We start from the raw sequence: 17,777 nt of genomic DNA, 5'->3' as shown, positions 1-17,777 counted from the left end.
AGGCCAACTCGCCTCCCGACCCTCTGAACAGATCAACCCTCGGCGGGAAAGATCAGCGGTTCTGGAAGGTGTTCATGTCCTGCTGGGCTTTTTTCAGGGCGTCGGCGCTGCTCTTCTGACCGCTGAGGACGGCGGCGAGGGCGTCGTTGATGGGCTTGCTCCAATCGGCACCCTGAGGCCCGAAGGTAAAGGCCTTGACGTTGCCGTCGGAAGCGCCGTCGAACACGAGGCGGCTGTTCACTGCGCCTGCATCGGTCTTTTTGAAGTAGGCGTTGCTTTGCAGGGCGCTGCGGCTGGGAATCGCCAAGCCCTGCTCCAGCACGTACTGCTGCACGGCGGGGCTGGTCAGGATGTTCAGCACCTTGGTCGCGGCGGCCTTGTTCTTGGTGCCCGAGTTGATGGCCCAGCCCACGGTGTACAGGAAGTTGCCGCGCTTGGCCGTCTTATTGTTCTTGGGCATCAGTGCCGTGCCGAACTTCAGGTTGGGGGCGTTGTCGCGCAGGAAGTTCACGACCCAGCCGCCCTCGATGGCAACAGCCACCTTACCGGTCTTGAGGCAGCCGCCCGTCCAGCCTTCCGAGACTTCGCTGGGCGTGATACCCACCTTGTTCTTGGCGAGGCCCGTGTAAAAGTTGAAGGCTTCAGCAAAGCGGGGGTCGGCCAGATTGGTCTTGCCCTTGGCATCGAACTGGTTCCAGCCGGTGGCATAGGCGAACGCACCGAAGCGGTCAAAGTTGGGCTGAAGGCAGATGCCGTAGTACTCGTTGCCCAGATTCTTCTTGAGGGTGGTCAGCTTGGTTTGCAGGTCTGTCCAGGTGTCGTTGTTGCTGGGGTAGGCCACTTTGGCTTCGTCAAAGAGGTCTTTGTTGTAGACCAGCGTCAGGGTGTTGAAATCCTTGGCGATGCCGTACAACTTGCCGCCCTGCGTGAAGGCCGTATTCAGGCTCTTGATGTAGGGCGTGGTGCTGACGACGCCGTTGAGGGGCAGCACCTTGCCGGTTGCCACAAAGCCGCTGAGGGTTTCGGCGGGCAGGTAAAACACGTCGCCAGCGGTTCCGGCGGCCAGCAGGGTGGTCAGAGACTTGTTGTAGTCGCCTTGCAGCGGCTCGTAGACCACCGTGATCTTGTCTTTGGCAAGGGCAGGTTTCACGAACTTGTTGATCAGGTCGCCCACCACGGCAGGATCGGTGCCGCCGTAACCGTTGATCTTGACGGTGGTCTGGGCGGCGGCGCTGGAGGCGAGGACGGCGAGGCTGAGCAGGAGTGCGTTCTGAATCTTCATGATGACCCTCCGGGGGCAGGCGCAACCGTTGCGCCGGAAATAAGCTGAACAGGGATAAATTCGCCACGGGGAATGCCACCCGAGATGGCCTCCCCAACAAGCGTGAGTGCGGTGCTGGCAATGCGGGGAATATCTTGAGAAACGGTGGTCAGGGCGTAGGGCAGCGGTAATTCGGGCAGGCCGTCGAAGCCCACGACGGACACGTCGCCCGGAATGTTGAGGCCCAGGTCTTCCAGGGCGGCCACTGCGCCGATGGCGCTTTCGTCGCTCTGGGCAAACAGACCCGTAAAGCGCACGCCCGCTTCCCATGCCCGCCGCACTGCCCGGTAGCCGCCCAACACCGTGAAATCGGCGGCCAGAAGTTGAGTGTCGGCCCCGACCGTTCGTGCCGCCCGCTCGAATCCCCGCTGACGGTCCTGGGCCACCTGACTGGGGCCAGATCCCAGGTAGGCCAACTGGCGGTGTCCGGCTTCCAGCAGTTGCATGGTTGCCAGATGTGCGCCGCCTTCATCGTCCGGGGCCACCCAGAACGATGCCGGATGATGCCCGATCAGCACGGCAGGCACGCCCGCCTGCTGCAAGAAAGATAGCCGGGGGTCGCCCTCTACCGCGTGCATGATCAGCACGGCACTGGGCAGGCGGGCCATACGGGTCAGGTCGGCCCGCAGATCCAACAACTGCACGCCAAGCGGCGCGGTATGGGCCTCCAGCGCCCGCCGAAACAACACCTGATAGGGGCTGAGCATGGGGTCGTCGCGGTCCAGAGACAGCCCCAGCGTTTGCCCGGTGCGCCAGCTCAGGTTGCGGGCGGCGGGGTCGGGGGTGTACTCCAGCCTGGCAATCACTTCCTGCACACGGGCGCGGGTGCGCTCGGCCACGGTGGAATGCCCGTTGATCACGCGGCTCACGGTTCCTTTGCTCACGCCGGAAGCGCGGGCAATATCGTCGATGGTGGGGCGGATCAGGGCGTCAGACATAGGTGATGTTTTAGCTCTCCTTGAAAATACGTAACCGGTTACATAGTCAACGGGAGCGCCAGAGTTGGTGTGGCAAAGCATCCGCGGGGAGGCCGGGTGTGACCCAGGTTGGTCACGCCGAGTTTTTGTAATCGGTTACAAGACCATTGTGCGCCTAATTTCACACCTGTCAAGCCCTCCATAAGAGCGCATGAAGCTTCTTCATCCAGGCGCGGTTTGCTTCACCGGACACCCACTCCACCAGACACAGGCTCTCGCGTGGCGGGCGTCGCGTGCGGTGGCTCTAGGCTCCGCAGTTGCGTTCCCCCGTCGGTACTTATTCTGCCCTGTCGCTCTCCGGTACGCTCCATCATGACCCCCTCGCCTGCTACTTTTGCCACCACCGACCTCAGCGACGCACACCCGGAGGCGCAGATTCTAGCTCCGGTCTTCCGAAACTACGGCGGCTGGTCGCGCTTTTCTGGCCCTGCCGTGACCCTGAGAGTGCTGGAAAATAACCCGCTGGTGCGCTCAACCCTCGAAACGCCGGGGCTGGGCCGCGTGCTGGTCGTGGACGGTGGCGGCAGCCTGAACTGTGCGCTGTTGGGCGGAATGCTGGCGCAATTTGGCGTGCAGAACGGCTGGGCGGGCACCATCGTTTATGGCTGCGTGCGCGACAGTGCCGAACTCGGGGCGCTGCCCATCGGAATTCGGGCATTGGCGGCCCACCCCCGGCGCAGCGGCAAGGAGGCGCAGGGTGAAGCGGGCATGGCCGTCACGTTTGCGGGTGTGACCATTCACCCCGGCGATCAACTCTATGCCGATGAGGACGGCATTCTGGTCATTGCAGCCCCCTGACCTGACCCACTGCGCTAGTCTGCCGTGTGTCCACGCCGCCCCGCCCGATTCGCCCGCTGTGGGTCGCGCTGGGTTTCATCCTGACCGGAATAGGTTTTGTGGGCCTGATTCTGCCGGGATTTCCGGGTACCGTCTGGTTTGTGCTGGCTGCCGCCGCCTTCGCCCGTGGCGATCCGCGCTGGGAGGCTTGGCTGCTGTCTCGCCCGGTGATCGGGCAACTGGTGGACGATTACCGATCTGGGCGCGGCATGCCGCTGCGGGCCAAATGGGTGGCGTGTGCGTGCATCGTGCTGGCCGTGGGCCTGAGCCTGCCGCGTATTCCGGTGCTGGTGGGGCAGGTGACGTGGGTGCTGCTGGGGCTGGCGGGCGTGGTGTACATCGTGTGGCGCGTGCCCACCAGGGGGGCCAAATGAGGGTCTTGAACATCCCGGTTTCGCCGGACCTGCTGGCAGGCTGGGCCGATTGGTTGGCTCCGCCCATGCAGCCCTTCTTTCTGACAGCAGCAGAGGCTTCGGCGCTGGGCCTCTCCACCGTTGCTCTGGCCGACTGGCAGCGCACCCCCGAACTGCGGGACACCTTCGCCCTCTGGAGCCTGTCTGACGCCGCTGACCGGGTGGCCCTGCTTTCCGAAGAAGACTGGAACAGCTTAAGCGCGACTGTGCGCCGTCGTCTGGTGCACCTACAGGTGCAGCATGGGCGCGGCAATCTGCCCCATGCGAAAGCTTTTCCCGACCTGTGGCCTCATCGGGGGCGGTTTGTGTGGTGGCCTTCCATGCTGACGCTCGCTGTGGTGGCCCGCGCCGTGGCTGGTGAATCCCAACCTTGCCAGCGTGAGCAGGTGCCTCCCACCGTCTAGCAGGCCGCCGAAAAGCTGCTGCCACGTGCCCGCATTTTGGCCGGAACTTTTGCAGAAGCCAGTGGCCCCAACTGTTTTGGCACGGTCATGGCCGCCGCTGGCGTGCTGGGTGCAGAGCTGGAATGGATGCAGCGCGAACCGTTTGAAGAATTCTTGACGGCTCATACCCGGTCTGGGGGTAACGACAACCACCCCGGCACGCTGCTGGTCTGGCGCGGCGTGGGCGGGCAACTGGAACACGCCGCCGTCACACTGGGCGGAGGCTGGGCGCTGCACAAGCCAGCTCAGTCCTGGACAGCGCCGCGTGTGGTCTTGCCCACCCGTGCCCTCATTCGCGCCTACCGCACCCCCGGACACCGACTGGAGCGGCGCACGCCTGGCCCGTAATACGGACTCCGCTTCATTCCGCCACAACCTTGAAGCACTGCTTGCGGCTGCATCGTCGTGAACGGACGCCCATGAGGACGCCACTCCTCCATAACGCCGAGTCCGTATCTTTTCCTACTCGTTTCACTCGAATTAAACACCAAAAAGCACGGTGTTTAATCAGAATCCGTATAACCCTACTTTCCGTGCTTGGTCAGCCGCCACAGGGTCACGGCGTTGGTGATCAGCAGCAGCACGCACAGGCCTGCCATCGGCCATTCCTGGCGCTGCACAAAGCGGATGCTCAGGATGCCCCAGCCGCACACCAGCGCCACCACCAGCCAGACCCGCCATGCTGGAGCGTTCAAGAAAGAAACCTCATGCTCTCAGCATAGGGGGTGACTGTGGGCGACACGTCCCGGTCAAACAGAACCCAACAGAATGAAGCCGGGACGTTCATCTCCCGGCCTCGTCTTGGTCGTCCATGCGCGTTCCGGGCACATGGGCAAATTCTGAAGACGCCCCCGGAGCAAGTGGGTGTGCGGCGTCTGGGTCAATGGTGCGCCAGGACCGCATGAGGCGCACAAAAACCGGGTGAGAAGGGGGGAATGGCAGGTCAGATCAGCGTTATGTTTCACCAGTGCTGTCAGCCGAAAGCTCTGATCCACGAACTCCGCTGATGATGGGTGCTCGGTGATGCTCTGAGCCGGGAATCATTCGCTCAGCACGCCTCTCCCAACGCCGCATTATTTCCCCAGCGAGGAAGCCAGAGCCGCCTTGAGTGCAGTTTCGGCGTTCAGCGTGCCAGTGCCGCAGGTTCGGGCCGGGTCCGGGTCGCAGCGGCCAGTGGGAAAAGGCGTGACGGTGCGGGTCAGCAGGCTCCGCAGTTGCGCGGGCGAGAGCCTGGGGCGCACGCCCAGCAGCAGGGCTGCCACTCCCGCCGCGTGTGGGGCGGCAAAACTGGTGCCGTTGGGTTCGCGTATGCCTGCTGGGCCACTGAGACTGCTGGTCAAGATGCCCCGCCCCACGTCACCGCCCGGAGCGGCCAGAGCCACCGCCCGCCCCCAGTTGGCATAGCTGGGCCGCACACCAGCCTCATTCACGCTGGTCACGGTCAATACGTTGCGGCATCCCGCCGGAGAGTAGCCGCTGGCATCCTTGCCGTCGTTGGCGGCTCCAGCGATCACCAGTGCGCCGCGTGCGGTCACGGCGTCCACGGCGGCCTGCACGCGCAGGTCACAGCGGGTCAGTGGAATGAAGTCGGCGTACAGGCTCAGGTTCAGAATTCGGGCCGGATTCGGGTTGGTCGGTACACCTGCCACCGTCAGGCCCGCCGCCCAGCGCAGGCCATCGGCCAGATCCTGGGGGTCAATCATGCCGTCGGTGCCCGCTACACGCACCTGCACCACCCGCACACGCGGCGCGATTCCGGCCATGCCGCGCCCATCGTGCGCCGCGCCGATGATGTTGCCCACCACTTCGGCATGGTAGGCTAGCGCCCCGGCTCCCGCTGCGTCGGCGTCGCGCCCGTTGCCGTCGCCCGCCCGCGCTGCGTCCGATACGAAGTCATAGCCGTTGACCACGCGTCCCAGCAGTTCCGGCGAAGCAATAAAGCCTGTATCCAATACCGCCACCGTGACGGGCGACACCACGGCGGGAAGCTGTGCCCACGCGCCTTCCACGCCGATGGCCCGCAGATTCCATTGCCGTGAATACAGCGGGTCGGTGGGCCGGGGCAGGCCAGGCCGGGCGGTTGGGCTGGCTGAATTGGGCGTGGTAGTGGAATTTGGTGAGGTTGGACTGGTCGTGCGCGGCGGCGTGGTCGGTGTGGTGGGCGACAGCTCCGGCAGTGGGGCAGGAGTGGGCGAGAGTTCCGGCAGGGTGCTGGGCTGGCCCGGAGTGGTGGGCGGCGTGCTGCGCGGCGGCAGTGCAGGAATGGACGTGACAGACTGGGCGGCGAAAGACAGTCCGCCCACACCTGTCAGCAGGCCACCGAGGAGCAGGGAGCGAAAGTGGCCCCCACGGCGGTTTCTCAGGCGATTCTTCATCCTGCCAGTCTGCCCCGTAGGCCTGATGCTCGTCTGAGACGGCATTTGTGCATTGCCTACGTTCTGGAGGCCCAGCCCGCTGCGCGGATAACATGGCGGCATGACAGCGAAAGCAGCGCAGATGCCCCCGGCCCATCTCAGCAAGGTCATTGTTCTGACGGGCGCTTCCAGCGGGATTGGGCGGGCCACGGCCCTGGAACTGGCGGCGCGGGGGCACCGGCTGGTGCTGGCCGCCCGCCGCGCCGATGAACTGGGCCTGCTGGCCCGCCAACTTGATCCCACAGGTGTTCGCGTGATCGCCGTGCCCACCGATGTTACCGACGACGCCTCGCGCCGGGCGCTGCTGGCCGCCGCCACCGCACATTTTGGCCGGATAGACGTGCTGATCAACAACGCAGGCGTGACCGTGGAGCAGGGCTGGTGGTGGGATGATGCCGACCCCCTGCGCGTGCTGCGGGTGAATCTGGAATCGCCCATAGAACTGACGCGGCTGGCCCTGCCCGACATGCAGCGGCGCGGTGCGGGCCAGATCGTGAATATCGGCTCGGTGGCGGGGCGGGTGGCGACCAACGGCATCTACTCGGCCAGCAAGTACGGCCTGCGCGGGTTTTCTCTGGCGCTGCGAAGGGAATTGCAGGGCACGGGCGTCACGGTCAGTCTGGTCGCGCCCGGTTTCGTGAAAAGCGAGATGACCGCTTCGGCCCGCCTGCCGATGCCGGGGCCGGAAGTGGTGGCCCGCGCCGTGGCCGACGTGCTGGAGCGCCCCCGTGCCGAAGTGACCGTGCCCAAGTTCTACTTCGCTTTTGTGATTCTGAATACGTTGCTGCCCGGCTTTGGCGATTTCGTGGTGCGGCGCATTATTCGGCGGCGCTATGCCCACCCGTCCGCCAGAGGTTGACCCGAAGACCGCCCCTGCCGACAGCCTCTGCTGGCCCTCTTCTGGCAATCATGTTCACAAAATCTCAATGCTGCTGCTGACCACCTGACCCGCCCGACCTCTACACTGGGCAGGTGAATCCGGCTCCCAGTTCGCCCCCGAACGCCTCTGCCCCGCCCACCTTGCCGAGGCTCAGCCTCTTCAAAACGGCCTTCAAGATGCTGCTTCCGGTGCTGGAAAGAACGGTGGTGGCCCTGGATCACGCCATCAGCGGATACGTGCAGCCCCGGCGGGCACGCGGAAAAATGATTTTGCAGCCGTATGTGGGCTGGGGTACGCCGCAACAGGCAGAACTGACAGGCCGGGTGTTGCTGCCGCGTACCCTTGCACCTGCCAAAAAAGGGGACGCCCGCTGGCGCAATTTCCGCAATATCCTGCGCCGCCTGTTCTCGCGGGAGGTGGGCGGCGTGCGCGTCACTGGCGTGCTGAACGGTCTTTCAGTCAGTGCCCTCAGTGACCACGACGGTTATTTCAGCCTGGTTTTTGCGCCGCCCACACCGCTGCCGGATGGTTGGCACGAGGCCAGCCTCAGCATTGAAGGCCGTGAGGGGACCACCCGCGCCCGCGTGCAGGTCGTGGCTGACGCCCGTTTCGGCATCATCAGCGACCTTGACGACACCGTGATTCAGTCGGACGTGACCAGCCTGCCGCGCATGTTGATGACCAGCCTGACTGGAAATGCCCGCACCCGCCTGCCGTTTCCGGGTGTGGGGGCGCTGTACCGCGCACTCACCCGCGACGGCGAAACACGCAATCCCATCTTTTATGTGTCCAGCAGTCCGTGGAATTTCTTCGATCTGCTGTGGCAGTTTCTGGATTACCGCCGCATTCCGCTGGGGCCGATGTTTCTGCGGAACTGGGGAGTCGATCTGCTGGGCGGGCACGGCGGCTACAAACACGGCGTGATCGAGCGCATTCTGACCCGTTTTCCCGATCTGAATTTTATTCTGGTCGGAGACAGCGGCGAAAAAGACCCCGAAATCTATGCCGAAGTGGTTCGCAAATACCCCGGACGGATTTTGGCCGTGTACATCCGTGACGTGACCGATGCGGGCCGGGATGAAGGCGTGAGCCAACTGCGGGCCGAAGTTCGCAAAGACGGTGTGGATCTGGTGCTAGCCTCCGACAGCCTGAACGCCGCCGGACACGCGATGGCGATGGGCCTGATCACGCCCAATGAGTACCGCAGCGTACTGACGAGTGTGGCGCGGAGTTACGAAAGCTGAGGGACGGGGTGGGGGGAGTGGTCAGTGGGAAAAGCACCTGAGCAAGAGCGGTCAAGGTCGGCGTCATTTTACAGTGACCTTATAAGGAGCTTTTATAGTGGTCTACAACACTCCGCTACAGCCCCTGACGCTAAACAGATCGCTGCTTCGCTCATTCCGGCGCTCAGCGAGCGGCTAGACTTGTTTGTGCAGGTGCAGTAAGTTCGGAGAAAATGATGCCCAGTAACGCACATTTCATGTACGTTTTTGATGGTCAACGTTTTTATGAGTCGGAACGACATGGAGGAACTTGGATACCATCGCGACTTTCACATGGTGAAGACGTGCATCTGGAATATCTCTGCCGACTCACCGAGGTCGGCCCTCCCTCCTGGCAAAATTGGCAGTTTCCCCGCCCCATCAACAATAAGTCTCTGGAGATCTTTGCTGATGGAGGGACGTTTTACAGCAATTACGGTGGATACGTCATCAATTTTGATAAAAAATCGATTGTTCTCAGTGTTTATCATTGGGATCTTTCTTTAGATAACTATGTTGACGGTTTGTTCATTGCCTATTTCAACCACGAGCCGTACCTCAGAGAGAACTTGACGGCGGTGATGCTGGAATTTTGGCCTGGATGGGAGATCAACTGGACGACTCAGGAGGATTTGGAGGAGTTTCTCTTCTCCAAGATCAGCTACTCTCAAATACCTCTTCTGAGCAACAAACCCAAGGAAAACGATCCTCTATTATCTATTCCGCAGAATAAGCTCAGAGGAATTTTCAAGAACAGAGCCACTGGGCCTTGGAGTTTTCGCGGCTACTGAGCCTGAGAGCAATTTCGTGCTGGGTGACAGATTGAAGCGCGGCAATCTCAAAAGTGGGCTTACCTTTTCTGACAATTTAATTATTGTAGACGGCACTCCGCTACAGCCCCTGACGCTAGACAGATCGCTGCTTCACTCATTCCAGTCCCAAAAAAACAACCGCCAAGCATCCCCGGCGGTTGTTTTTATCTTTTCCCACTCACTCCTACCCACTCACCACTACCGGGTTTTCACCCCGATGCTGGCCCACCGTTTCCACCCCGGCGACCCCGGCGACGGCGACGGCGTTTGGCTTCGTCGGCCTGGGCCGCCTGAGCCTGTGCGGTCTGCCCAGCGGATTGCTGCACCGCCGTGGCCTGAGCAGGAGCAGCGGCCTGAGATGCGGCGGCCTGCTGAGGGCGAGGGGTGCTCTGCTGGCGGCCATTGACGCGCTGGACGGCTCCCCGGTCATTGCCGCCACGGGTGTAGCCGCGTCCACCGCGCTCGCTTCCGGCACGGTCATTGCGCTCGAAGCTGCGGCCTCCGCTGCTGCGCCCACCCTGACTTTCTTCGGGCGGCATGTGATCCAGCGTCCAGTCGCCAAAGTACATGCGCTGCACGGTGATGTTCACAGGGCGCAGGTGTTCGTTGCGGGGGCGCTCCAGCGTGATCACGCGCCGGGGCCGCCCGCCCTGACTGCCGGAAGTCGCGGCGGGGCGGCCACCTGTGCGGGGACCGTTCATCGGCTGCCCGCCAAAGGTCGAGCCTTCGCTTCTCTCGCCCCGCTCATAGCGGCCACGCCCACTGGGACGCGCAGGCGCAGAGGAGGCGGCGGGAACGGGGGCCGGATCATCCAGCGTGAATTTGCGCGGCGCACTGGTGGGCACGCTCTGCAACTTCTCGCGGCGTTCCTGCTCGCGGTCATCGCGGCGGCGGGCGCGGGGTTTGTGTTCGGAATCCATGTCGTTCTCCTGAGTGTCGGGGGTGCTGCTCTGCAGCGTAAAGTCGGTCTGACGGGCCAGCGGATTGACGCTGCTGATGGTCACGTTGACGGCGTCTCCGAGGCGGTAGCTCCGGCCCCGGCTGCGTCCGCGTAGCATCCCAGCATCTTCGATGAATACGTAATAGTCGTCATCCAAGTTGCTGATGTGCAGTTTGCCTTCCACGCCGTTCTCCAGCGCGATAAACAGGCCGCTGGCAACCACGCCCGACACGTTTCCGGCAAAGGTCTGGCCCAGATGTTCCTGCGCCCACTTCGCCTGATAGTACTTGGTCAGGTCGCGTTCGGCCTCCGAAGCGGTGCGTTCGCGGGCGCTGGTGTGGTTGCCCATGTCGGGCAGCTTGGCCTGCAACTGCCCCACGGCGCGGCTTCCGGCCTTCAGTTCGCCGTTCAGCACGCCGCGCAGCGCCCGGTGGACCATCAGGTCGGGGTAGCGGCGAATGGGCGAGGTGAAGTGCAGGTATTCCGCGAATGCCAGTCCAAAGTGCCCGAGGTTCTCCCCGGCGTATTTGGCCTGCTGCATGGAGCGCAGGAGCAGCGTATTGACCACGCTTTCGCGGGGTGTGCCGCGCACCTGCTTGAGTACCGCCTGATACGCCTGTGGGGTGGGTTCGCCGCCGGGGAACGAGAAGCCCAGTCGCCCGATGGCCGCCGTCACATCCTGAAAGCGTTGCAGGGTGGGTTCCTCGTGAATGCGGAACAGGGTCGGAATCTCGCGCTCCAGCAGGTAATGCGCGACGACCTTGTTTGCCAGCAGCATCAGGTCTTCGATCATGCCGCGTGCGGTTTCTTCGCGGATCGGCGTCAGTTCCATGCGGCCATCCGGCCCCACGTCCACCTTCACTTCCCGCATCTTGAAGTCCAGCGAGCCTTCGCGCAGGCGGCGTTGGCGCAGCTTGGTCGTGATCTTCAGCAGCAGGTGCAGGTCGCCTTCCAATTGGCGGGCGGCTTCGGGCAGCGTGGCGGTGGCCTCGCTATACGCCTGAACCTCGTCGTAGGTCAGGCGGGCCTTGGAATTGATCACGCTGGGCGCAAGCTGCACCTTCAGAATGTCGCCCTCTGCCGAGAGTTCCACCAGCGCCGTCATGGTGAGGCGGTCCTGATAGGGCACGAGGCTGCACACGCCGTTGCTGAGGTGCTCGGGCAGCATGGGCAGCACCCGCCCCGGCAGATACACGCTGGTGGCGCGGGCGTAGGCTTCCTCGTCCAGCGGCGTGCCTTCGGGCACGTAGTGGCTTACGTCGGCGATATGCACGCCCACCACAAACGTCCCCTCGGGGGTCGGCTGAATATGGATCGCGTCGTCGAAGTCCTTGGCGTCGCGGCCATCCACCGTAAAGATGTTGTAACTCCGCAGGTCGAGGCGGCCAGCCAGCGCCTCTGCGGGAATTTCGGCGGGGATGGCGTTGGCCTGAGCTTCGGCTTCCGGCGCAAATTCTCCGCGCAGGCCGAACTTCACGATGACCGCTTCAGTTTCGGTTTCGGGGTCGTCCTCGTTGCCCAGCACGCGCTTGATCTGCCCGAAGACTTCATCCTCTCCGGTGTGCTCGGGCCAGTACAGCTCCGTGACCACGCGTGCGCCCTGCTCCAGCCCTTCCAGACCTTCTGGAAGCACCAGAATCCGGTGGCGGGCGCGGTGGTCGTCGGGCTTCAGGATCGGGTGGCCGTGGTGGAATTCTAGCGTGCCCACGAGCTGCTTGTAGGCCCGCTGCACGATTCTGACCACGCTGGCACGCGGGCTGCCGTCTCCGCGCTGGCCCCGGCGGGGGCCGCTGTTGCCATTGCCGTAGCCGTTGCTGCTGCCGCCGCGCCCTTCCATCCGCACCAGCACGATGTCGCCGTTCCAGGCTTCCATCGTGTTGCCCTCGGCCACGTAGTAATCTTCGCCGCCACTGTCGGGCACCACGAAGCCGAAGCCCGCTGCTGACGCCTGAAAGCGTCCCCGCACGAGGCTCATGGCTTCGGGCAGGCCGTAGGTATGGCGGCGGGTTCGCACCACTTCGCCGGATTCCGTGAGGGTGTCCAGCAGGGCTTCCAGACTGCGCCAGTCACCAATCCGCGAGATGGTCTGGCGTGTGAAGGTGCGTTCCAGATCGCGCACATGCACGGGCCGCCCCAACTTCCGAAGCTGCGCGATCACGATGTCACGGGCAGGATTCTGGTTTTCCTCGCCGCTATCCGTTTCCGCGCTGTCGGTCGCGTCGGCCTGCGTCTCCGCTGACCTAGATTCAGCCTCAGTTTCTTCCGACTCCACTTGCGCGGGTTGTTCGGCTACCGCAGGTTCTGACGGCGCGGCTCCCGTCTGCTTGCCCCGGCCCTTACCTTTCGGGCGAGTGGCCTTCTGAGGGGCAAGCTGGGCGGCGGGTTCGGCCACCTCAGGCTCCTGCGCTGCTTCGGCGGGCACCTCGACGGGCACGGCTTCTACACCGCTCAACACCTCGGTCAGAGGCAGTGGCTCGGCGGGTGCATCGGCCACCACCGCTGCGGCTTTGCGGCCTCTGCGGGGCTTGCCCGTTCCCTTAATCGGGACTTCCAACAGCACCGGCTCGGCCTCTACAGGGGCAGGCGTGGCGTTGTCGGTCGGGGTGGGGCTGACCGCTTCGGCCAGTTCCAGCACCGCCGTTTCTACCGTGTTGCTGTCTGCCGTGCTGCTCGTCAAGACCAGAGCAGGCGCGTCGGCTTTGGCCTTGCGCGGGCGCTTGGCTGGGACCGACTTACTGGCGGCAGGTTGGACAGCAACGGGTTCTACGGGCACAGGTTCCGTCGGAATTTCGGCTGGAATCTCAGCCGGAACTTCTTCCGGAGCAGGCTCGGTCTGGATGGCTTGCGCCTCGGCGGTCTGGGCCTGTGCCGCTTCTGCGGCGGGTGCGCTGGCCTTACGGCCTCCACGCTTGGCTTTGGCAGCGGGCGCAGGGCTGACAAGCTCGGGGGCAAGTCCAGAGGTAGCGGCTTCGGCTGGAGCCAATTCGGATTCAACCGGTTCGGGTTCAGTGGACGCAGTGATGGGCGCAACTTCTGGCAGAGCAGCTTCTGACAGGGGAGAGGTAGCGGTGGCTTCTTCTCCAATGCTTACTGCTTCAGCCTCGGCGGGCGCTGCTTCTGTAGGTGCTGGATTCACTGCGGCCTTGCGGCCCCGCCTGGATGCAGGGGCTTTGGGCTGCGGCGCGGTTGTAGGGGCTTCGGCCTGAATCTCTGCCTGTTCAGGCTCAGCCTGCGGCGCTGGTTCGGCCTGAACTTCCGTCACGGCTTCAGCGGGCACCTTCCGGCCCCGTTTGGCGCGTGCTGGCGCGGCTTGTGCAGGCTCGGCGCTTGGAAGCTCAACGCGCAGAGGTTCAACCGCTGCGGCAACCGTCAACAGAGGTTCTGCCTCGGGCGTCGCCACTTCTGCTGCAATTTCTTGCTCTGGCGCAGCGGGTACACGCTTGGTTCCGGTGTTCTTCTTGCTCGGCTTGCTGTTCTGATCGGAGTTGACGGCATCTGCCGCCGATTGGGGCGCAGCCTGCGCGGGCGTGGTCGCCTTGCGCGGGCGCTTGCCTTGCTGTCCCTTCGTGGCCTGCGCCGTGTCGGGTGTCATTGTCTGTTCGGAGTCGGCGCTGACGCTGGTCGCGTTCTGCGCCGCACCCCCCTTGTTCACTTTAGGCATTCCGCACCTGGGGTCTAGAGCTGCTGTGCCCGTGGGTTCTGATTTTGTGTGGGGCACGCGGCCCCGGCCTACTGGCCCTGTCTGCCACGTACGCCCCGGTCAGCACTGGCCGCCCACGGGGATAGATGATCGCTTGTCACGGGGGGCCGCCCTGCATCCGCGCTGCCATCAGGCCACTGTTGAGCCTGGGGGAATTGCGGGGGCGCTTTCCTCATACCACCCGGAAGCGTCCTCAGTTTAACACATGGCCTCGCCCGCGCCGCTGATCCTGACTTCAGGTCAGAGTTAAGAGGCAATTTATGAATGCCGATCAAGCACTTGAGGGCGTATGGGAAGTGGGAAAACTGGGGGTCGCTGGACTGCTCCCGCGCCCCATCCGGCCAAGCCTGCGGCTTACAACTGCACCGTGCCCACAATCGGCGCGTGATCGCTGAGGCGGGCGAAGCGGTCAGCCTGCACGCCCTGCACGTCTATTCCGGCAGCCAGCAGATAATCGATGCGCCAGCCCACATCGTTGTCGAATGCGCCGGAGCGGTTGCTCCACCACGTATAGGCGGGCAGATCGCCCAGGCTGGCGCGGTGGGTATCGGTCAGGCCGCCTGCCAGATGCGCCGTCATCCATGCCCGCTCGTGGGGTAAGAAACCGCTGTTTTTCTGGTTGCTGCGCCAGTTTTTCAGGTCCATTTCCTGGTGCGCCACGTTGTAATCCCCGCCAATGATCAGCGGTGTACCCTCGGCCAACAGCGCGTCTGTCCAGTTCTGAAACACCACCAAAGCCTCATCCTTGAAGGTCTGGCGCAGGCCCCGGCTGCCGCTGGGCAAGTACACGCTTACAAAACGCACGCCTTCCACCACTGCGCTCAGTACCCGCCCTTCGGCATCCAGCGCGTCGTGCAGCAGTCCTACACGCACATCGGTCAGCGGACGGCGCGAGAGGATGGCGACGCCGCTGTAACCGGGCTTTTGTGCCGGAAACCAGGCGCTCTCGTATCCCGGCAGCGCGTCCGGCATCGGATCGGCCCGTACTTCCTGAATCAACAACACATCGGGGGCCGTCTTCTCGACCCAATCGGCCAGCCCTTTTCTGAGTGCGCTCCGCAGCCCGTTCACGTTCAGGGTAGCAACCTTCAACGTGCCGGACGGCTGGGTGATGGGGGGGAGGTCGGGGGTGTCCAGCGTCATCTGCAAGCAGCATAGCGCCCCTGTCTGCACGGCGCCTTAGAGGAGAATGCCAGAGGGGAAATACCGGCCCAGTCAGCCCTAACGATCTTTTGGTAACAGCAGCTTGAGCAGATCCTTAGCAGACGCTTAGTCAATCTATGTCCTCAGTCCATTGGCTATCGCTTAGGCTAGGGGTCATATGGCCGACATCAAATTCCGCAACGAGTCCGACGGCAGCGATTTTCAGATGCCTCACCCCAAGGCAGTCCGCGTTCTGGCGGATGTGGATGCCTGGGCACAGAAGAACGGTTTTGAGCATGTGGTGTTCTGGCGCGACCCTGAAGACGAGCATAAATTCTGGGTGCAGTTGGGCGAAGACAAGCTGAACTACTGGATTCATTCCAGCACCTTCACCGATGGCAAGCACGAAACCGTGGAGATGCAGATGGATTACGCCCGTGGTGCCCAGCGCCGCAGCGCGGCTGGCTACGGCAAATTCGACAAGTAAGTTCAATCAGTAAAACTGGATAACCTACCCTTTCCTACGGGTCATGCCGCCTACACTGGTGGTCATGGCCCGTTTCTCTGTTCGACCCCGCTGGCTGTTGCTGACGGCTTTTGCTGGGCTGGCCGTTTTGCTCGCAGGTTGTTCCGATGTACGTTACCTGGCTCAGGCGGCGGGTGGACAACTGGAGTTGTTGCGGCGGGCGCGTCCGGTGGCGGCGGTGTTGGCCGATCCTCAGACCCCTGCCGAAACGCGGCGCAAGCTGGAACTGGTGGGCCGGGTACGGGCCTTTGCCGTGCGCGAACAGAGTGCAGGAGGGCTGGGCCTGCCCGATCACGGCTCCTTTCAGTCTTATGTGGAGCTGGGGCGGCCTGCGGTGGTCTGGAACGTGTTCCGGGCGCCCGAACTGAGCATCAACCTGTACACGTCCTGCTTTCCGGTGGCGGGTTGCGTGGGCTACCGGGGCTACTTCCGTGAGGCCGATGCACAGGCATATGCAGGATCACGCCGGGCGGCGGGCGAGGACGTGACGGTGGGCGGCGTGAGTGCCTACAGTACGCTGGGGTATCTGCGCGATCCGGTGCTGTCCAGCATGCTCAGCGCCTCCGATGCCAGCCTGATCCGCACCATCATTCACGAGTTGTCTCATCCCAGCCTGTACGTGGCGGGCGACACCATCTTCAACGAGTCCTACGCCACGGCCCTGGAAGAAGAGGGCATGCGGCGCTGGCTGGCCGCCCACGGCACGCCCGAACTGCGCGAGCAAGACCGGCTGGCACAGGAGCGGGCAGCGGGCTTTGAAGCCCTGTTGCTGCGAACCCGCACCGAATTGGAGCGCCTGTACGCCCAGCCCTTACCACCAGCGGAATTGCGGGCAGGCAAACAGCGGGTGCTGGACAGTTTGCAGGCCCAGTACGCCACCCTCAAGACCTCGTGGGGCGGCTACAGCGGCTACGACGGTTGGTTTGCACGCGGCGTCAACAATGCCTCGCTGGGGGCGGTGGCGGCCTACGCTTCCCTCGTGCCCGATTTTCAGCGGCTGCTGGCCCGTGTGGGGGGCGATATTCCCGCCTTCATAGCGGGGGCCAAAGCCTGCGCTGCTCAACCACAAGCTGAGCGGCAGAAGTGTTTGCGGGGCGAAGGAACATGACAGCCGACCATACGGACTCCGCTTCATTCCACCACAACCTTGATCCCACCGCTTGCGGCTCCATTGTCGTGAACAGAGAGGAGTGGCGTGGTCAACCGCGTCCGTTTCCGGGATACTCGCATGAGCAAGCCACTCCTCCACAACGCGTAGCCCGTACTCTTTCCTACTCGTTTCACTCGAATTGAACACCGAAAAGCACAGTGTTTGATCGGAATCCGTATCACTCCGTTCCTGTCGCGTTTAAGAATTTCTGACCCAATCTGCACGCAGCCTTTACATGCTGTGCCGCCTCACGTTTGGCCTCCCCCAGTCGGGCCAGAGTTGGGCCGTGTTCGTTTGAGGGCGGGTCGGATTCAGGCTCTAGCGTCAGCATTGTCTCGTTTTCTGTCTCACCTACCGTTTCAAGCCTATTCACTCCAAAAGCAGGTATCCCATGAAAATTTCTAACCTTTTGTATGTCCTCGGCTTCGCGTCCATTGCTGTTTCTGCGGCCAACTACCTCAAGGGCAAGTCTGAAGACGGCAAGGATGAAGCCACTAAAGAGCGCGATGGCCTGTTCGTGGGTCACTGGGCACCCACCTTCTTTATCCTCGGCAAGATTGCCGAAGACCGCAAGATGTAAAGGCGGAAGCCTCAGCGATAACCCCCAAAAGACAAGAACTGGCCTGCAAGTGGGGCCAGTTCTTGTCTTCTTTTGCTGGTCTTATACGGACTTGCTTGGGGGACCGACAAAAGTCATGTGAAGCCTTGGATGAGGTGCCAGCGGAGTGGGGAACTTCGTCGGCGTGAGGGTTCGGGATCAACGTTTGAGGAGAGGCGCAGCCTCTCCAAGAGCGGCGTTCTTTCCGTGAGCGATCGACGAACAGCTCGCCAGCCGATGTGAAGGTAGCTTAGTCCCCGCTGCCAGTGCGTATCCACCGTCCGGCGCGCTCCAACAGCGACGACCGCAGTCCCTTCACTCAGGAGCATCAAATAGGCGAGACCGATCACACACAGCAACT

At 63.1% G+C, this 17,777-nt stretch carries 16 protein-coding genes; 10 read left to right on the top strand and 6 right to left on the bottom strand.

Annotated elements, in window-relative coordinates:
• Positions 1-52: 52 nt before the first annotated feature.
• Entirely contained in the window at positions 53-1,282 is a 1,230-nt protein-coding gene (locus tag F561_RS0118615; protein ID WP_019011481.1) for an extracellular solute-binding protein, read from the bottom strand.
• Complete coding sequence (locus F561_RS0118610; RefSeq protein WP_019011480.1) at positions 1,279-2,259, bottom strand: LacI family DNA-binding transcriptional regulator; 981 nt, start codon at positions 2,257-2,259, stop codon at positions 1,279-1,281. Before F561_RS0118610 ends, F561_RS0118615 begins: the two co-directional genes overlap by 4 nt.
• A 351-nt stretch (positions 2,260-2,610) precedes the next feature.
• On the opposite strand from F561_RS0118610, the gene rraA reads away from it, so the two are divergent.
• Genes rraA through F561_RS29050 form a run of 4 tightly spaced genes read left to right on the top strand, consistent with a single transcriptional unit; the run spans position 2,611 to position 4,339 of the window.
• A complete protein-coding gene (rraA, locus tag F561_RS0118605; RefSeq protein ID WP_019011479.1) occupies positions 2,611-3,096 on the top strand; it encodes a ribonuclease E activity regulator RraA in 486 nt (161 codons plus the stop codon).
• Positions 3,097-3,122: 26 nt separating this feature from the next.
• Positions 3,123-3,509: a YbaN family protein gene (locus F561_RS0118600; protein ID WP_019011478.1), complete on the top strand. Its 387-nt coding sequence runs from the start codon at positions 3,123-3,125 to the stop codon at positions 3,507-3,509.
• On the top strand, positions 3,506-3,952 hold the full coding sequence (locus F561_RS29055) for a hypothetical protein (RefSeq protein ID WP_019011477.1): 447 nt from the start codon (positions 3,506-3,508) through the stop codon (positions 3,950-3,952). The genes F561_RS0118600 and F561_RS29055 overlap by 4 nt, the downstream gene beginning before the upstream one ends.
• Positions 3,953-3,988: 36 nt before the next feature.
• Positions 3,989-4,339: a hypothetical protein gene (locus F561_RS29050; protein ID WP_019011476.1), complete on the top strand. Its 351-nt coding sequence runs from the start codon at positions 3,989-3,991 to the stop codon at positions 4,337-4,339.
• 176 nt (positions 4,340-4,515) lie between these two features.
• On the opposite strand, the gene F561_RS29550 is transcribed toward F561_RS29050, so the two are convergent.
• Together F561_RS29550 and F561_RS0118585 are read right to left on the bottom strand one after the other, a co-directional pair.
• Entirely contained in the window at positions 4,516-4,686 is a 171-nt protein-coding gene (locus F561_RS29550) for a hypothetical protein (RefSeq protein ID WP_168733539.1), read from the bottom strand.
• Between the two features lie 378 nt (positions 4,687-5,064).
• Positions 5,065-6,366 (bottom strand): S8 family serine peptidase, encoded by a 1,302-nt coding sequence (locus tag F561_RS0118585; protein WP_019011474.1) that lies wholly within the window; start codon positions 6,364-6,366, stop codon positions 5,065-5,067.
• Between the two features lie 100 nt (positions 6,367-6,466).
• Here F561_RS0118585 and F561_RS0118580 point away from each other — a divergent pair, with 100 nt between their 5' ends.
• The 3 genes from F561_RS0118580 to F561_RS0118570 all read left to right on the top strand — a co-directional run bounded on the left by F561_RS0118580 (position 6,467) and on the right by F561_RS0118570 (position 9,338).
• Complete coding sequence (locus F561_RS0118580; RefSeq protein WP_019011473.1) at positions 6,467-7,264, top strand: SDR family NAD(P)-dependent oxidoreductase; 798 nt, start codon at positions 6,467-6,469, stop codon at positions 7,262-7,264.
• A 197-nt stretch (positions 7,265-7,461) separates the two neighbouring features.
• Positions 7,462-8,529, top strand: a complete 1,068-nt coding sequence (locus F561_RS0118575; RefSeq protein WP_040381227.1) for an App1 family protein phosphatidate phosphatase — start codon at positions 7,462-7,464, stop codon at positions 8,527-8,529.
• A gap of 212 nt (positions 8,530-8,741) precedes the next feature.
• Positions 8,742-9,338, top strand: a complete 597-nt coding sequence (locus F561_RS0118570; protein ID WP_157451998.1) for a hypothetical protein — start codon at positions 8,742-8,744, stop codon at positions 9,336-9,338.
• A 230-nt stretch (positions 9,339-9,568) separates the two neighbouring features.
• Here F561_RS0118570 and rnr read toward each other — a convergent pair whose 3' ends face one another.
• Both rnr and F561_RS0118560 read right to left on the bottom strand, forming a co-directional pair.
• Complete coding sequence (gene rnr, locus F561_RS25970) at positions 9,569-13,960, bottom strand: ribonuclease R (RefSeq protein WP_019011470.1); 4,392 nt, start codon at positions 13,958-13,960, stop codon at positions 9,569-9,571.
• Between the two features lie 393 nt (positions 13,961-14,353).
• Positions 14,354-15,142, bottom strand: a complete 789-nt coding sequence (locus F561_RS0118560) for an exodeoxyribonuclease III (protein WP_019011469.1) — start codon at positions 15,140-15,142, stop codon at positions 14,354-14,356.
• 178 nt (positions 15,143-15,320) lie between these two features.
• Between F561_RS0118560 and F561_RS0118555 the strand changes: the two genes are divergently transcribed.
• The 3 genes from F561_RS0118555 (at position 15,321) to F561_RS0118545 (ending at position 17,398) form a co-directional block, all read left to right on the top strand.
• Entirely contained in the window at positions 15,321-15,629 is a 309-nt protein-coding gene (locus F561_RS0118555) for a hypothetical protein (RefSeq protein WP_019011468.1), read from the top strand.
• Positions 15,630-15,693: 64 nt separating this feature from the next.
• Positions 15,694-16,776: an aminopeptidase gene (locus F561_RS0118550; RefSeq protein WP_169389541.1), complete on the top strand. Its 1,083-nt coding sequence runs from the start codon at positions 15,694-15,696 to the stop codon at positions 16,774-16,776.
• A gap of 433 nt (positions 16,777-17,209) precedes the next feature.
• The gene (locus F561_RS0118545) at positions 17,210-17,398 is read left to right on the top strand and encodes a hypothetical protein (RefSeq protein WP_019011466.1); all 189 of its coding nucleotides are present in this window, start codon (positions 17,210-17,212) and stop codon (positions 17,396-17,398) included.
• The last annotated feature ends 379 nt before the right edge of the window (positions 17,399-17,777 follow it).

Source organism: Deinococcus aquatilis DSM 23025, from assembly GCF_000378445.1.
Taxonomy (GTDB): domain Bacteria; phylum Deinococcota; class Deinococci; order Deinococcales; family Deinococcaceae; genus Deinococcus; species Deinococcus aquatilis.
This window is presented reverse-complemented; position numbering and strand designations above follow the sequence as displayed.

Coding starts and splice junctions, on each gene's coding strand:
- F561_RS0118615 (WP_019011481.1), bottom strand. CDS start 1,282: ATGAAGATTCAGAACGCACTCCTGCTCAGCCTCGCCGTCCTCGCCTCC.
- F561_RS0118610 (WP_019011480.1), bottom strand. CDS start 2,259: ATGTCTGACGCCCTGATCCGCCCCACCATCGACGATATTGCCCGCGCT.
- rraA (WP_019011479.1), top strand. CDS start 2,611: ATGACCCCCTCGCCTGCTACTTTTGCCACCACCGACCTCAGCGACGCA.
- F561_RS29055 (WP_019011477.1), top strand. CDS start 3,506: ATGAGGGTCTTGAACATCCCGGTTTCGCCGGACCTGCTGGCAGGCTGG.
- F561_RS0118585 (WP_019011474.1), bottom strand. CDS start 6,366: ATGAAGAATCGCCTGAGAAACCGCCGTGGGGGCCACTTTCGCTCCCTG.
- F561_RS0118580 (WP_019011473.1), top strand. CDS start 6,467: ATGACAGCGAAAGCAGCGCAGATGCCCCCGGCCCATCTCAGCAAGGTC.
- F561_RS0118575 (WP_040381227.1), top strand. CDS start 7,462: ATGCTGCTTCCGGTGCTGGAAAGAACGGTGGTGGCCCTGGATCACGCC.
- F561_RS0118570 (WP_157451998.1), top strand. CDS start 8,742: ATGATGCCCAGTAACGCACATTTCATGTACGTTTTTGATGGTCAACGT.
- rnr (WP_019011470.1), bottom strand. CDS start 13,960: ATGCCTAAAGTGAACAAGGGGGGTGCGGCGCAGAACGCGACCAGCGTC.
- F561_RS0118560 (WP_019011469.1), bottom strand. CDS start 15,142: ATGACGCTGGACACCCCCGACCTCCCCCCCATCACCCAGCCGTCCGGC.
- F561_RS0118555 (WP_019011468.1), top strand. CDS start 15,321: ATGGCCGACATCAAATTCCGCAACGAGTCCGACGGCAGCGATTTTCAG.
- F561_RS0118550 (WP_169389541.1), top strand. CDS start 15,694: ATGGCCCGTTTCTCTGTTCGACCCCGCTGGCTGTTGCTGACGGCTTTT.
- F561_RS0118545 (WP_019011466.1), top strand. CDS start 17,210: ATGAAAATTTCTAACCTTTTGTATGTCCTCGGCTTCGCGTCCATTGCT.